Raw genomic sequence first — 15414 nt, forward strand, 5'->3', positions numbered from 1 at the left:
CAGCACCGGAGCTTCGCTATTATCCCGGTGCTAAATTCGTCGATCACGACGGCACAGCTACCATAACGTCATCGATATTATGCGAACCTTCGTATTGGGACGTCAGGGCCAGTGGAGGCTGCTTTTCAACAGGCAGACAGGCATTATCGACCTCTGGCCATCTCGGGATCAAAACCATGAACCGTGTACCAGGTACTGAAAACTAACGCTGGACTGTGGGTTCGTTAACCCTGATGCCATGGTCATAAGACTGATTATGCGTGCCTGCATCCAGCTGGAATTTTCGCAGAGGTGAAAGTCATCGACATGAGTTACCTTGGGTAAATCGAACGACAATAAATATGAGTCAGATATGAACAAACCTAAATATCACCACTACGTTTCAGCTGGATACTTGAGGATGTTCGCAAAGAAATCAGGCAGCAAGGACTTAGTACATTGCGTCAATATCCATACAAAAGAAGCAGGCCCTGAAAGCGTGAGAGATGTTGCAGGAGAAGATTATTTTTTTCTCTTAGATGATCATTCAGACCCATACGCACTCGAAAATGACTATGCGACACAGGTCGAGAATCCAGGTATTCGTGCGCTCAGACACGTTTGTGAATTGCGTGATTTTTCAAATATCGTTGAGCGAAAAGCTGTCCTGCTGCTTCTTTCGCTTTTTGCAGCTAGAAATCCACGCGATAGAAAAGATTTAGAGGAAAACGTTCAGCCTCTCAACAAGGTACTGACTATCTCAGCACTGGGTCAGGAAGGCTCGAAATCGCTGGAGGCCGCTGCTGCGCTAGAAATGAATACAACTAAGCATTCTCTACTGGAGTTAAAGGTTATTAGTGATATTTATCAGTGCTTATTTGATAGAAAATGGGTTTTTCTGCAAGCTAGCGATGAATCCGGCGGGTTCATTACCTCAGATTATCCCGTAACTCTCATAGCGCACTCGTCTAGAACTGAGGATGAATGCGGATTAGGGTTTGCGTTAAAGGATGTAGCCGTTTTTATTCCTTTGAGCCGAAACATTGCAATTCTAGGTAACTACGATGGGAAAGAAGAAATAAAAATATTAGATAGAAGAACTGTTGCTGTCTTCAATCGCGAAGTCATACTTAATGCGCCTAAAGAAGTCTATTCTTATAGTAACGAATTCGAGTTTTTGGGCTCCCAGGGCACTATATTAACTGGCGCAGACTTACCACGCGTTCTTCAGGCGCTCACCCAGACGTGATTATCGTGGACTAAAACTGGGTGAATGAGAGCTAAATCCTGCTATTATCGGCCTTTTTAAGATGATTCAGTTATAACTATACTAAATGGTTGTTTAGTTTAGTTATTAGTAGAAGGCCTGCCGGCCAGGAACAATCCTGCGTCCTCCGAGCCTGGCCAGCAGCATATCCCATACAAAATGGCATTCGCCTCCTGCCCGCGGATGCCGAACAGTTGAATCCATATGCCCTCTGCCAGTCAGCTGCGTGGGCACATTGCGCCTCATGTCTGCGCCACATCCCTGCCCGCCATTCCTTCCTCTCTGGTGAAATCCCCCCTACCACTTGGCACTGACAATTTGTCGCAGGGCCCTGTTTTTGTTAAAGTCCCAAAACTAACCGTTTAGTACATAACTGTTGCGAACGTTTCCCGACCTGCCGCCCTGAGCTGCATGGGGTCTCGATGAGCACAGAACTTCGGCTGCGCCTATGCTTGTCCTGCAAGCAGCGACTAAAGGCCGCGCCCTCCTCCCCAACTGCTCATGCATCTATAGGGTCATGCAACATGATTAAGTCTCAACCTCCGGCCTCGGTAAGCCGTTGGCCCATCTGGGTCGCCGCTCTGGGCGTACTGGTCTTTGGATTGCTGTTTGTCGCCGGTGGCGGTTACCTCGCCACCCTCGGCGGCAGTCTGTATTTCTTGCTGGCCGGCCTCGGGATGATCGTTTCATCCGTGCTGCTGTTTAAACAACGCTTGTCGGGTGCCTGGCTGTTCGCCGCTGTCATGCTGGCCAGCATTGTCTGGGCCCTGGTCGATGCCGGGCTGGTGTTCTGGCCGCTGGTTTCACGTCTGTTTGCCCTGGCTGTGTTGAGTCTGGTTGTGGCGCTGGTTTACCCGACACTGCTCAAAGCCAATGGCCTGAGCGGTAACGGGGGTTACGCGCTGAGCGCTGTGCTGGCCGTAGCCATCGTTGCCGGTGCCTGGGGGATGTTCCAGCCTCACGCGTCGATCGCGCCAACCGGTGATGGCCCGGGCCTGACCAAGGTCGATCCGGCCAACGCCCAGAAAGACTGGGCACATTACGGTAATGATGAAGGCGGCAGCCGCTTTGCTGCGCTGGACCAGATCAACCGCAGCAACGTGTCCAAGCTGGTTCCGGCCTGGACTTACCAGACCGGTGACGTCGCTGTCAGCAACGGCAACGGTGCGGAAGATCAGATGACCCCGCTGCAAGTGGGCGACAAGGTGTTTATCTGCACGCCGCACAACAACCTGATCGCTCTGGATGCCGACACCGGTAAAGAGTTGTGGAAAAACAACATCAACGCCGAATCGGCCGTCTGGCAGCGTTGCCGTGGTCTGGCCTATTTTGACGCCACTGCCGCAGTCACCCAGCCAACCGATGGCAGCACCCCGGCCGCCGCTGTGACAGTTGCTCCCGGCGCTGCGTGCCAGCGTCGCCTGCTGACCAACACCATTGATGCGCGCCTGATTGCTGTGGACGCGGACACCGGCAAGTTCTGCCAGGACTTCGGTACCAATGGCCAGGTTGATCTGAAAGCAGGGTTGGGTAATGTCCCGGACTCTTACTACCAACTGTCGTCAGCGCCGTTGATGGCGGGCACCACTGTGGTGGTGGGCGGTCGTGTTGCCGATAACGTGCAAACCGACATGCCAGGCGGCGTGATCCGTGGTTTCGACGTAATGACCGGTGCCATGCGCTGGGCATTCGACCCGGGCAACCCGCAAGACAAACAAGCACCCGCTGACGGCCAGACCTACGTTCGCAGCACGCCTAACAGCTGGGCGCCAATGTCGTATGACCCGCTGATGAACACCGTGTTTTTGCCGATGGGCAGTTCGTCCACCGACATCTACGGCGTGGATCGCACGGCACTGGACCACAAGTACGGCGCATCCGTGCTGGCTCTCAACGCCACCACCGGTGAAGAAAAGTGGGTGTATCAAACCGTCCACAATGATCTGTGGGACTTTGACCTGCCGATGCAGCCAACCCTGATGGACTTCACCACGGTGGACGGCAGCAAGGTGCCTGCGCTGGTGATCGGTACCAAGGCCGGGCAGATTTTTGTACTGGACCGCCATACCGGCAAGCCGCTGACCAAGGTTGAAGAAGTACCGGTCAAGGCATCCAACATCCCGAACGAGCCCTACTCGCTTACTCAGCCAAAATCGGTGGGCATGCCGCAGATTGGCGCGCAGACCCTGACTGAGTCGGACATGTGGGGTGCAACCCCGTTCGATCAGATGCTGTGCCGTATCTCGTTCAAAAAAATGCGCTACGAGGGCTTGTACACCGCACCGGGCACCGATGTGTCTCTGAGCTTCCCGGGCTCTCTGGGCGGCATGAACTGGGGCGGTATGTCGACGGACCCGGTACACGGCTTTATCTTCGTCAATGACATGCGTCTGGGGTTGTGGGTCCAGATGGTGCCTCAGCAAAAAGACGCCAAGGCTTCTTCCGGCGGTGAAGCACTGAACACCGGCATGGGCGCAGTACCGCTCAAAGGCACTCCGTATGCCGTGAACAAGAACCGCTTCCTGTCGATTGCAGGCATTCCGTGCCAGGCGCCGCCTTTCGGCACGCTGACGGCTATCGATATGAAAACGCAGAAAGTCGCTTGGCAAGTGCCGGTTGGCACCGTTCAGGACACCGGCCCGCTGGGCATCAAAATGGGCCTGCAGCTGCCAATCGGGATGCCGACACTGGGCGGGACACTGTCCACTCAAGGTGGTCTGATCTTTATCGCCGGGACCCAGGACTACTACCTGCGCGCCTTTAACTCGGCCAACGGAGAAGAGGCCTGGAAAGCCCGCCTGCCTGTGGGCAGCCAAGGTGGCCCAATGACCTTTGTGTCCCCCAAAACCGGCAAGCAGTACATCGTCATCACCGCCGGTGGTGCACGCCAGTCGGTTGATCGCGGTGACTATGTGATCGCTTACGCCCTGCCTGACCAGTAACAAAACGCCAGAACCGAAAAAGCCCGCTGCCACCTATTGGTGACAGCGGGCTTTTTTTATCCGCAGATTACGCCTTGCTCAACAACACCCGCGTGACCCGCCGCTCTTCAACCTCGACCACGGTCATGTTCCAGCCTTCCCAGGTCAGCTTGTCGCCCACCAGGGGCAGACGGTCCAGCATGCTCATGACCATACCGCCAAGTGTTTGATAGTCATCGGTGGCCTTGGCTGCAAAGCCGGTGTGCTGACGGATCTGGCTCAGGTTCAAGGCACCGCTCACCAGGTAGCCGTCCTCCCGGGTAACGATATTCGGACCTTCGATCTCGCTGGCATCAGGCAACTCGCCGGCGATGGATTCCAGAATGTCGGTCATGGTCAACAGGCCGATAAAATCACCGAACTCGTTCACCACAAACGCAATGTGCGTCGACTCTTTGCGCATCTGCTCCAGCGCATTGAGGATCGTGAAGCTGTCCAGCAAGTTGACGGCCTTGCGCGCCATGGCTTCCAGATCGGGTTCGTGACCGGCCAGCAGCTCTTTGAGCAGTTCCTTTTTGTGGACAAAGCCCAGCGGCTCGTCAACACGCCCGTCCCGGATCAAGGGCAAGCGGGAGTACGAAGAGTGCATCAGCGTTGTGCGAATGGTGTCTGCCGAATCCGCCAGGTCGATATGATCGATCTCGGCTCGTGGCGTCATCACCGTGCGAATCGGACGCTCCGCCAGTTGCAGCACACCGCTGATCATGACGCGCTCGCGGCGATGGAAGACTTCCTGGTCATTGCCGCCTTCCAGCATGTCAGCAATCTCCTCCCCCACCTCATCGGCACCCAGCGTACGACCGCCCAGCAAACGCATCACGGCATGGGCCGTGCGTTCACGCATGGGGCGGATGCCCTGCACGCTTTTCTTGCGTCGCGCACGGGCAATCTGGTTCAACACTTCGATCAGAATAGAGAAGCCGATGGCCGCGTACAGGTAGCCTTTGGGGATATGGAAACCCAGGCCCTCTGCAGTCAGGTTAAAGCCGATCATCATCAAAAAGCCCAGACACAGCATGATCACGGTCGGGTGGCTGTTGACGAAATTGGTCAGCGGCTTGCTGGCAATGATCATCAGGCCAATGGAGAACACCACTGCAATCATCATCACCGACAGGTGTTCAACCATACCCACTGCGGTAATCACCGCGTCCAGCGAGAACACCGCATCGAGCACCACAATCTGCGCCACGATCGGCCAGAACATCGCGTAACTCATCGTCGACGAGCGTTCGGCCACGTGCCCTTCCAGGCGTTCATGCAGCTCCATGGTGGCTTTGAACAGCAGGAACAAACCACCGAACAGCATGATCAGGTCTCGGCCGGAGAAGGACTTGTCGAAGACTTCAAACAGCGGCTGAGTCAGCGTCACCATCCACGAGATGCCGGCCAGCAGGCCCAGGCGCATCACCAGTGCCAGCGTAAGGCCAATCACCCGGGCGCGGTCGCGCTGCTCAGGCGGCAGCTTGTCCGCCAGAATGGCGATAAACACCAGGTTATCAATGCCCAGTACCAGTTCCAGCACAATCAGGGTCAACAGGCCGAGCCAGGCCGTGGGATCTGCAATCCATTCCATAGGTATCAGTCAATCTCACGAAGGTTCAGGGTTAACGAAGAGCGCGCACAGGCAAACGAAGCAACGGATGTGCTTTCGAAAAACGGAGGGCAGAAGAAAGGTGCTGCGCGCTCGATACCGATGATCAAGCGGGAGGGTGTGGCCGGCTGATAACAGCGACTGGGTGGTTCCTTGAGGGTGTTCATATAAACCTGTAGTGAATTGGGGATGCAATCCTACAGCCATTCCACACAATTCCTATATGCAGACTTATTACAAAATTTAACAAGTTACTCCCCTGCTGCTGCCCATTACTCGACCTGTTGTGCAAACCATTGCCACACGTGCGCACACGCCGGATGCGAGGCGGCAGAAGGCTGCAGGCACAGTGAGTAGTTGCCGCCGGTTTTCAGCGGCTCTCCGAACGGGATCACCAGCACGCCACGCTGAATGGACTCTGCAGCCAGTGTCATATCCGTGACAGCCACCCCCAGGCCACGGGCAGCGGCGTCCAGTGCCAACTCATCAAGGTTGAACGGGATATGCCTGTAGGCAGCCAATGGCTTGCCCCCGTTGGCTGCCAGCCAATCAATCCAGGCCTGCTGATCGGCCGAGCGATGCAGCAGCGCAAAGCGCACCAGATCGTCCATTGAGGTCAGCGGCCCCGTGGCCGGTGCGCATACAGGCACCAGTGCTTCGTCAAACAGCGCCATGCAGGCCGGGTCGCTGGAAGGCCGGGCCAGATAGAGGATATAGGCGTCGCTGTCGCTGGCCGGTTCGACAATTTCAGTCGCCACCGTCTCTATCGACAGGGCAATGTCCGGGTGTTGCAGGTAAAAGTCGCTTAGCTTTGGCAATAACCAGCGCACCGCCAGCGACACATGCATGCGGATGCGAAAGGGCCGCTGTTGCGGCGAAAGCCGGTCTTCAAGCGCTTTCAATTGCTCAAGAATGCTGCGGGCACTGGCGAGCACCTGCTCGCCTTCTGCGGTCATCCGCACGCTGCGGCTGGTTCTGGAGAACAGGGCGACGCCGAAGTGCGCCTCCAGTTGCTGGATCTTTCGACTGACTGCACTTTGGGTCAAACACAGTGTTTGCGCCGCATGGGTAAAACTGCCCGAGTCAGCAACCTCTACCAGCGCCTGCAAGCCTTGAAGTGATGGTACGTGGCGAACTTTATCCATGCGTTTTTAGCATCAATCAATGAATTTATAACGTTGGTTATATCACCCCGCCCGGCATAAATTCCAGCTATAGAGAGTGCAGCTCGATAGCAGTCATGCGATTAGTGCATGTATTGGGTACCGGCACCACGACCGTCAAGCGAGGTGAAACGTGAAGAATGAATGTGGCTGGATTGCCCTGGCAGGAAGTTCCCCCGGCCGTGATCACCTCAAAGGTCCCGAAAAAGCCGACTGGCTGATCATCGGCGGCGGTATCACCGGGCTGAGTGCAGCCCATTCACTGGCGCAGCTGCACCCCGAAGCGCGCATTGTTGTCGTCGACCGCCAGCGCGCAGCACAAGGGGCTTCTGCGCGCAATTCAGGGTACGCCGTGGCCCACGAAAACCCGGGTGACGGCGAGCTGATCGGCACCGGCGGGTTTGCCGGCTTTGCCGTGGACTCATCGATTGGCCAGGCGGCCGGCGATGAGGTGCGCATGCGGATTGCCCGCCACAACATTGATTGCGAGTACCGGGATTCGGGTTACTACTTTGCGGTAAACGATCCAGGCAAGCTGACCCATGTCGAGGCCAAACTCCAAACCCTGAGTGCCGTGGGCGCATCCGCGCAGTTTCTGGAAGGCGCGCAACTGGCACAAAAACTCGGCACCGGGCATTACCAGGCCGCGATCTGGTGCGGCAATGGCAACGCGTTGCTGCAGCCTGCGAAATACGTGAAGGGCCTCCTGGATGCATTGCCGGCCAATGTCACACTCTTTGAAAACACCGACATCACCGCACTGGAACGCTTGAGTGGCGGGCTTGTGCGGGCTCGCGGCACCCAGGGCAGCATTGAGGCCAGGCAAGTGCTGGTCTGCCTGAATGCCTTCATTCCCCGTGCCGGGATCACCAACAGCGCGACCTTCCCCATGGAACTCAGCGCCAGCCTGACCCGTCCGCTGACCGACAAGGAATACCAGGCCATCGGCAGTGTCGAACCCTGGGGCGTGCTGTCGACCCGTCCGCTGGGCGCCACGGTGCGCCTGACACCTGATCGCCGGGTGATGATCCGCAACACGGCGCAATACCGTACCCGGGATTTATCCACCCGTGATCTGTTGCAGCGGCGGAAACACCATGTACTGGGTTTGCAGCGGCGTTTCCCCGGGCTGGGCGAACAAGACATTCACTACACCTGGACCGGGCATCTGAGCGCCAGCCGCAGTGGTCAGCCTTACTTTGCCAAAGTCGAAGACGGGATTTATGCCGTGGCCGGGTGCAATGGCTCCGGTGTTGCCCGCGGCACCCTGTGGGGCCGCCTGCTTGCCGAACTGGCATCCGGCGCCAGCTCTGCGCTGTTGCAGTCGGTCATGGACCGGGCCCGGCCGGGCTGGCTCCCGCCCCGCCCGTTCTTCGATATCGGCGCCGTGCTGCGAATGCGCGTAGAGGCCGTCAGGGCCAAAACCGAAATCTGAAACCCCCTTGCCAGCCAAGAATAAAAGCTCCTTAAAAGGTGATTGGACATGCACATCAACACGGTTTCCCTTGCGGTCATGCTCGCAGCGTTTTCCACCGTCAGCCACGGGGACGAGAGCGTCAATATCTCCAACTGGAACGGCTATATTGCCGACGACACCCTGACCACGTTCACCAAAGAAACGGGGATCAAGGCCACCTACGACATCCATGACAGCAACGAAGTGCTGGAGTCCAAGTTGATGACCGGCAATACCGGTTATGACGTGGTCAGCCCTTCGAACCACTTCCTGTCCCGACTGATCAAGGCCGGCGCCATCCAGAAGCTGGACCGCAGCCAGTTACCGAACTGGAAAAACCTCGACCCGGTACTGATGAAGAAACTGGAAGTGAACGACCCGGGCAACCAGTATGGCTACCCCTACACGTGGGGCACGGCGGGGATTGGTTACAACGTAGAGAAGATCAAGGCGATCTTTGGCACCACTGATGTCACCCGGTCATGGAGCCTGTTTTTTGATGAGCAAAACATCAAAAAGCTCAGCCAGTGCGGTGTGGCGATCATCGACAACCCGACCCAGGTACTGCCGATCACCCTTAATTACCTGGGCTTGCCACACCATAGCCACGAACCGGAAGACTACAAGAAAGCCGAACAGGCGCTGTTAAAAATCCGCCCCTATGTTCAGTACTTCCACGCGTCCAAGTACATCAGTGATCTGGCCAACGGCAATATCTGTGCGGTGATCGGTTTTAACGGCGACGTCGTGCAGGCAGCGGCCAGCGCCAGGGAAGCCAAAAACGGGATCACTATCGCGTACTCGATCCCCAAGGAAGGCTCGACGCTGTGGCTCGACATGGTGGTCATGCCAAAAGGCGCGCCCCATGAAAAGAACGCCTACACCTACATGAACTACCTGCTGACCCCGCAAGTGATCGCCAATATCAGCAACCATATCCACTACGCCAACCCCAACCTTGCGGCGCACGCCGACCTGTCGCCGGACGTGAAGCAGGACCCGGCGATTTATCCGTCAAAAGAGGTGGTGGATACCTTGTTCACCGTAGAAGACCTGCCCGCAAAAATCGCACGCCTGAGCACCCGCTTGTGGACCAAGCTTAAAACCAATACCTGATCAACCAGGTTGGGCCCGGTCCCTGTGGGAGCAGGCTTGCCTGCGATGCGTACGACTCGGAGCAACATGCAGACCGCAGTGACGCCATCGCGGGCAAGCCCGGCTCCCACAGGTATTGCCGTGAGTTACTGAACGCTTACAACAAGAACCGGTCTGTCACATTGCGCCGCTCATTGTCATCACGCACGTCGTAACTGACGGTGGTAGCAATGTTGGCGTGGTGGGCCAGTTTTTGTGCGATGGACACGTCGTACTCTTCAATCACGCGGGTGATGAACGATCGCCGAAAGTCGTGGGGCATGATGTCGACCCCTACCTGCCTGCCCCGCTGCTTGGCGATGTAGTAGATCGCATGTTTGGTAATGCGTTCGCGGGTGATGTGGTTGCCGCGACGGATACGGTTAAACAGGAACTCGTCATCAGCGACGCCCTCGGGCAGGTTCGCCCGGCGAAACGCCAGCCACGCTTCAAGCTTTTCAAAGGCCCAGGCCGGGGCGAATTTGATCAGTTCCTTATTGCCCTTGCCCAGCACCTGCAAGCTGCGCTGTTCGACATCGACCTGGCAAAGATCCATGTTCACCGACTCGGACTTGCGCATCCCGGAGCCATACAGAATCGCAATGATCGCCGCATCCCTGAGCCCTTGTGGCCGCGGGTCTGCCCCACAGACATCCATCAATTCGCGAATCAGGTTCCGTCGCAGGTTGCGCCCCTTGATCAGGCGTGATCCCCCGCCGGCCTTGACCGCGCGCACCTTGAGCAAATGATCCTGGGTGATCAGGTTTTGCTGCCAGGCCTGGTTCATCACCCCGCGAATGGCGTTGACGTACAACGACGAGGTATTGGGCGCATAACCGTCCTCGCGCAACGCAGCCACCAGCGCCGTGATATGCCCGGGTTGCAAGTGATGCCAGGGGAATTGATCGATCGCGACATCTTCAACCCCCAGGCGATCTGCCGCGTCCTGCAAGACATAACGCATGGTCTGGCGGCTGGACGGCGCAAGGCGCTGAAGGTAAAGCGCCACAGGGGCTTGAACCTGATTTAACTCAATGGCTGAAACCAGCGTTACTGCAGGGTCAATAGTCGACAAAACCAATCTCGTACGGGCTGAAACACACCGTAATATAACCCATAGTCATGTTTTTCCCGTGCACTTATAGCGAATTGCCTAGCGTTCAAACCCCCGCGCCAGCATCAGGGCCACACCCAGCAGCATCAGCGCCGTGGCCCGTTGCAGCAGCACCTGGCGGGACGGACTTTGCAGCACCCGGCGAATGCGCTGACCGAAGTAGCAATACAGGCAGCCGCTGGCGAACTGCAACAGCAAAAAGGCCAGCCCCAGCACCACCAGGTCCTGCGCCCGGGTAGCACTGCCCTGCCCGGCGAACTGCGGGAACACGGCACTGAACATGACGATGGTCTTCGGGTTGGAAAAACCGGTGAGCAGGCCCTTGCCGAAACGCCCCTTGAAACCGCGGTCCAGGGTTGTAGTGCGATCCAGCGCCAGCCCGTTGCTGTTCCATTGGCGGTACGCCAGATACAGCAGATAGGCCACGCCGACATACTGGAGCGCGCGACTGATCAACGGATTGCCCTTGATCAGCTCGGCAAACCCCACGGCAAAAATCAGAATCGACACCAGATACGCCGCACTGGCGCCCAGTTGCACCGGCATGGAGCGCTTCAAGCCCTCCTGCATGCCAAAGCCCATCAGCAGCAGGGTCATCGGCCCGGGGCTGAAGGTCATGGTGGCGCAGAAGATAAGAAAATAAGAAAAGGAAACGAGTGTCAGTTGTGTGGCCATTGCGATCATTACATCCCGGAATCAGCGCTCGAACCTGTACGAGCGACGCGCCAGTCTAGGCAGGAGGCGTCTGGATGGGCAGATGAACCCCCTGCAAACTTTACCGACCTTTACTGGTAGCATGACCGGTAAAGTACGAGGCCTTGCATGCACCTACCTACCGTTTCGTTCCAACCCGGCATACCCAAGGTCCAGCAAATTGTCGATGCTCTGGGCCTGGCCATCGACCAGGGGGTGTTCAGCCCCGGCAGTAAATTACCCTCTGCCCGGGTCATGACCCAACACTGGGGCGTCAGCAAGTTCACCCTGATTGAGGCGCTGGATCGCTTGCGCGGGCAAGGCCGGATTACCTCCAGTCAGGGGCTGGGCTACTTTGTTGCGACTAAAACACCCCCCGCCAGACGCGCCATGGGACTTGACCTGTTACCGCAGGATTTGAGCAGTGTATTGCGCCGTTCGCTGACCGGCGCCAGCGGTGCCTTGCGTCCCGGGAGCGGGCATTTGCCTGAAAGCTGGCTGGAGTCCAGCGCCATTCGCGCCAACGTGCGCCAGCTCAGTCGCTCCCCGGCCTTGCGCCTGACCGGTTATGGCGATCCTGCGGGCTTTCTGCCATTGCGGCTGGCATTGCAGCAGAAGCTGTTGAGCCAGGGCATGGATGTCGGCATCGAGCAGATCATTACGACGGCCAATACCGTGCAGGCACTGGACATGCTGCTGCGCCTGCGGGTGCGCCCCGGCGATACGGTGCTGCTGGACATGCCGTGCTATTTCAACTTCCACGCCAACCTGGCCTTGCACGGCGTGCGCGTCGTGACCCTCGAGCGCACCGCCCAAGGGCTTGACCTGCACGCACTTGAGAGCCTGTTCATCCAGCACCGGCCGACGCTGTACCTGACCACCGGCCTGTTGCATAACCCGACCGGCCATTCTTTTACACCGAGCCAGGCATACGGGCTGCTGGAACTGGCCAAGCGTTATGAGTGCTCGATTATCGAAGACGATCTCTACGGTGACCTGCACCCCGAACCGCCCCCGCGTCTGGTAGCGCTGGCGGGTGTAGAACAAGTGACCTACCTGAGCGGTTTCTCCAAGACCCTCAGTGCCAACCTGCGGGTGAGCTTTGTGGTGGCCTCGCCGCAGATGGCGGCCGAGCTGACCCAGATGAAGCTGATGTGTGGCGGGATCACCTCGGAGATGCTCGAGCAGGTGGTGTGTTCGATGCTCAACGACGGCACCTATCACAAACACCTAAAGCGCGTGGTGCAAGGCCTTCTGGCCAGTGGTGCGCGGGTGGCCGGGTGGCTGCAGGGGCTGGGCTTCACGTTGAGCGTGCCCTGGGCGGGCGGCATGTTTATCTGGGCCACCCTGCCTGCCGGGCTGGATGCCGAAACCCTGGCACAGCAGGCGCTTGCCCGTGACCTGGTGCTCGCGCCGGGAGTGCTGTTCGGTTTTGATCCCGAGTTGCGCCGCAGCATGCGCTTCAACGTGGCCCATACCGACACACCCGCGGTCATGGCTGCCTTCGAGGCGTTGCTGGCTAACGCAATTTGAGCGGGTCCACCAGCCCGGCCGCGATGGCCATGCCCACCAGGTCCGGCAAGTGCTGCGCCTGCATCCGCTTCATTACCCGGGAGCGATACAGGTCGATGGTTTTGGGGCTCACCGCCAACTGCTCGGCAATTTCCCGGGTGGTGTAGCCCTTGACCAGGGGCAGGAATACATCCCGCTCACGGGGCGTCAGGCTCTGCAGGCGAGCGTCGAGTCGGGTCTGCTCCTGGCTGGCGGTTTGCTGCGTGTTACCGCCACTCAGTGCCTGTTGCACGCTGTCGAGCAGCAGCTGCTGGTTATAGGGCTTCTCGATAAAGTCATGGGCGCCCGCCTTGAATGCACGTACCACAATAGGCACATCGGCATGACCGCTGACAAAAATCACCGGCATCTTGATGCCGCGTTCTTGCAACGCCTGTTGCACGTTGAGACCTCCCATGGCCGGCATGCGCACATCCAGTACCACGCAGGCGCTGAGCGCAGGGTCGCAGGCATCCAGAAAGGCCTGGCCACTGGTAAACGCCAGCGCATTCAGGCCTACGGATTCCAGCAACCAGACCGTCGAATCAAGCATGCCCTGATCGTCATCCACCACGTACACCACAGTTTTCATGTTTATTCTCTTGTTGGTTTGAGTGACGCCATCAGGGGCAATGTGCAGCACATCATTAAACCTTCGGGCCGTGGCCGGGCGTCCAGTTCACCGCCAAAACCTTCGATGATGCTGCGGCTCATCGACAAGCCCAGCCCCAGGCCATCCACCTTGCTGGTGTAAAACGGCGTAAACAGCTGTTCAAGTTGCCCGGCACTCACGCCCGGCCCCTGATCCTGCACGCTGATGTGCAACACCCCGGCCAGTGCTTGCGCCTGCAAGGTAATTCGTGAGGGCTGGCCCGGGTGTTGTTCGGTATTGGCGTCTATGGCATTGCGCAACAAATTGAGCAACACCTGCTCCAGCAGCACCCGGTCGGCATACACCGGCGCCAGCTTGTCCGGTAATTGCTGCTCGATGCTCACGTTGCGCTCACGGGCTTCCCAGGCACACAGGCTCACGGCCTGACGCACCACCTCGCTGACATCCAGCGCCTGCAGGTTGCGTCGGCCCTTGCGCAAAAAACCCCGCAGCCGCTTGATCACTTCAGCGGCATGGTTGGCATGCAGGTTGATCCGTTCCAGCCCCCGGGCCACCCGCTCTACAGCCTCGGGGTTAGTGTCCAGGGTTTGCAGGTAACGCTGGCTGGCGTTGGCGTAATTGACCACCGCCGCCAGCGGCTGATTGATTTCGTGGGCAATGCCGGACGCCAGCTCCCCCAGGGTGATCAGCCGCGCCGTGTGGGCCATCTCGTCCTGATGATGACGCTGCTGGGCTTCACGCAATTCCCGTTCGCGCATGTCCCGGGCGACCAGCGAGAAGAACCGCTCGCCGGCCGTTGAACGATGGGCCAGCAACAGCAGCGACACCGGTACCGAAGGTTCGCCGTTCAATGGCAACAAACGGGTTTCACTGCTCCACAAGCCATGCTGCTCGGCACTGCTCCAGCCGCTGGATTCCAGCGTCGCCAGGGCCTGGGCGGGCAAAAACGCGGTCAGCGCAGGCATGCTCTGTGCAGGCTCCAAGCCGAGGATGCGGCGAGCGGCCGGGTTGAGGTAAGACACCCCGCCTGCCGGATCAATAAACAACACCGGGTCGGGGTTGGCTTCTACCACATCGGCCAGTCGCCGCTTGTTTTCTTCGGCCTGAATGCGCGCGGTTATATCCCGCGACACGCTGACCACTTCCACCACGGCCCCGGTATAGGTTTCACGTATTGCCCGGCTGGCAGTTTCAAACCACAGGTAATGCCCCGCTTGATGGCGAATGCGATACGTCATGGTGTGATAACCGTCCAGCGCCAGCGCATCGCGGGCCTGGCGCACCACCTGCCCCAGGTCGTGGGCATGGAACAGGCGCTGGGCCAATGTGCCGCGCAGGGTTTCGGGCCAATAGCCGAGCAAGGTCCAGGACGCCGGGGACGCATCCAGAAAGCGCCCGTCAGGGGTGTGCCGGGAGATCAGGTCTGTGGTGTTTTCGGTAATCAGCCGGTACAGGCGCCGGGCCCTGGCCGCTTCACGCCCCGCCAGCAATTCCGTGCTCGCTTCACGTCCGCGTGCCACAACGCATTGGCTGTCGGGGTCAGGGATCAGCGTCCACAGCCAGACCTGCTCGTTGCATTGCGCCTCTACCTGCTCAATGGCCCTGCCCTGTTGCAGGCAGGCACGGATCAGTTCGCGAATATTATTCGGCAGCAAGCTGCTGACGTGACTCAGCGGCTTGCCCGCCAGCAAAACGGTCAACGCCCGGTTCACCGTCAGCGCCAGCCCGTCTGCGTCGAGCACCACAGAAGGTTGGGGGTCATACGTCATCAAGGCAATCGGCATGGTGCATCCTGCGTCGGGGCAAGGTATTTAATATAGTACAACTACTATAGTGCTTAGGTATTACTTCCACATCAAACCCGGAGTG

The 15414-nt window shown here is 58.4% G+C and carries 12 protein-coding genes; 6 read left to right on the forward strand and 6 right to left on the reverse strand.

Translation table 11 applies throughout. The features are described from left to right. The 3 genes from ACZRMS_RS17565 to ACZRMS_RS17575 all read left to right on the forward strand — a co-directional run. Positions 1–206 (forward strand): hypothetical protein (locus ACZRMS_RS17565; RefSeq protein WP_463996317.1); only part of this gene is annotated, 206 nt, incomplete at its 5' end. A 146-nt stretch (positions 207–352) separates the two neighbouring features. After that, on the forward strand, positions 353–1228 hold the full coding sequence (locus tag ACZRMS_RS17570; protein WP_463996318.1) for a DUF4238 domain-containing protein: 876 nt from the start codon (positions 353–355) through the stop codon (positions 1226–1228). A gap of 542 nt (positions 1229–1770) precedes the next feature. Next, a complete protein-coding gene (locus ACZRMS_RS17575; RefSeq protein WP_463996319.1) occupies positions 1771–4188 on the forward strand; it encodes a glucose/quinate/shikimate family membrane-bound PQQ-dependent dehydrogenase in 2418 nt (805 codons plus the stop codon). Positions 4189–4255: 67 nt separating this feature from the next. On the opposite strand, the gene ACZRMS_RS17580 is transcribed toward ACZRMS_RS17575, so the two are convergent. Both ACZRMS_RS17580 and ACZRMS_RS17585 read right to left on the reverse strand, forming a co-directional pair. Continuing rightward, on the reverse strand, positions 4256–5803 hold the full coding sequence (locus tag ACZRMS_RS17580; RefSeq protein WP_463996320.1) for a TerC family protein: 1548 nt from the start codon (positions 5801–5803) through the stop codon (positions 4256–4258). Positions 5804–6093: 290 nt separating this feature from the next. After that, positions 6094–6966: a LysR substrate-binding domain-containing protein gene (locus tag ACZRMS_RS17585; RefSeq protein WP_463996321.1), complete on the reverse strand. Its 873-nt coding sequence runs from the start codon at positions 6964–6966 to the stop codon at positions 6094–6096. Positions 6967–7117: 151 nt separating this feature from the next. Between ACZRMS_RS17585 and ACZRMS_RS17590 the strand changes: the two genes are divergently transcribed. Both ACZRMS_RS17590 and ACZRMS_RS17595 read left to right on the forward strand, forming a co-directional pair. After that, a complete protein-coding gene (locus tag ACZRMS_RS17590) occupies positions 7118–8419 on the forward strand; it encodes an NAD(P)/FAD-dependent oxidoreductase (protein ID WP_463996322.1) in 1302 nt (433 codons plus the stop codon). A 48-nt stretch (positions 8420–8467) separates the two neighbouring features. Further along, positions 8468–9556 (forward strand): polyamine ABC transporter substrate-binding protein, encoded by a 1089-nt coding sequence (locus ACZRMS_RS17595; RefSeq protein ID WP_463996323.1) that lies wholly within the window; start codon positions 8468–8470, stop codon positions 9554–9556. A gap of 136 nt (positions 9557–9692) precedes the next feature. On the opposite strand, the gene ACZRMS_RS17600 is transcribed toward ACZRMS_RS17595, so the two are convergent. Further along, positions 9693–10610: a site-specific integrase gene (locus ACZRMS_RS17600; protein WP_463996415.1), complete on the reverse strand. Its 918-nt coding sequence runs from the start codon at positions 10608–10610 to the stop codon at positions 9693–9695. A 117-nt stretch (positions 10611–10727) separates the two neighbouring features. After that, positions 10728–11363: a LysE family translocator gene (locus ACZRMS_RS17605; protein WP_463996324.1), complete on the reverse strand. Its 636-nt coding sequence runs from the start codon at positions 11361–11363 to the stop codon at positions 10728–10730. A 147-nt stretch (positions 11364–11510) separates the two neighbouring features. Here ACZRMS_RS17605 and ACZRMS_RS17610 point away from each other — a divergent pair, with 147 nt between their 5' ends. Further along, on the forward strand, positions 11511–12914 hold the full coding sequence (locus ACZRMS_RS17610) for an aminotransferase-like domain-containing protein (RefSeq protein ID WP_463996325.1): 1404 nt from the start codon (positions 11511–11513) through the stop codon (positions 12912–12914). Here the strand turns inward: ACZRMS_RS17610 and ACZRMS_RS17615 are convergent. Continuing rightward, complete coding sequence (locus tag ACZRMS_RS17615; RefSeq protein WP_463996326.1) at positions 12901–13524, reverse strand: response regulator transcription factor; 624 nt, start codon at positions 13522–13524, stop codon at positions 12901–12903. The genes ACZRMS_RS17610 and ACZRMS_RS17615 overlap by 14 nt on opposite strands. A gap of 2 nt (positions 13525–13526) precedes the next feature. Further along, a complete protein-coding gene (locus ACZRMS_RS17620; RefSeq protein WP_463996327.1) occupies positions 13527–15329 on the reverse strand; it encodes a PAS domain-containing sensor histidine kinase in 1803 nt (600 codons plus the stop codon). Between the last annotated feature and the right edge of the window lie 85 nt (positions 15330–15414).

The sequence above is a fragment of the Pseudomonas sp. B424 genome (assembly GCF_055408345.1).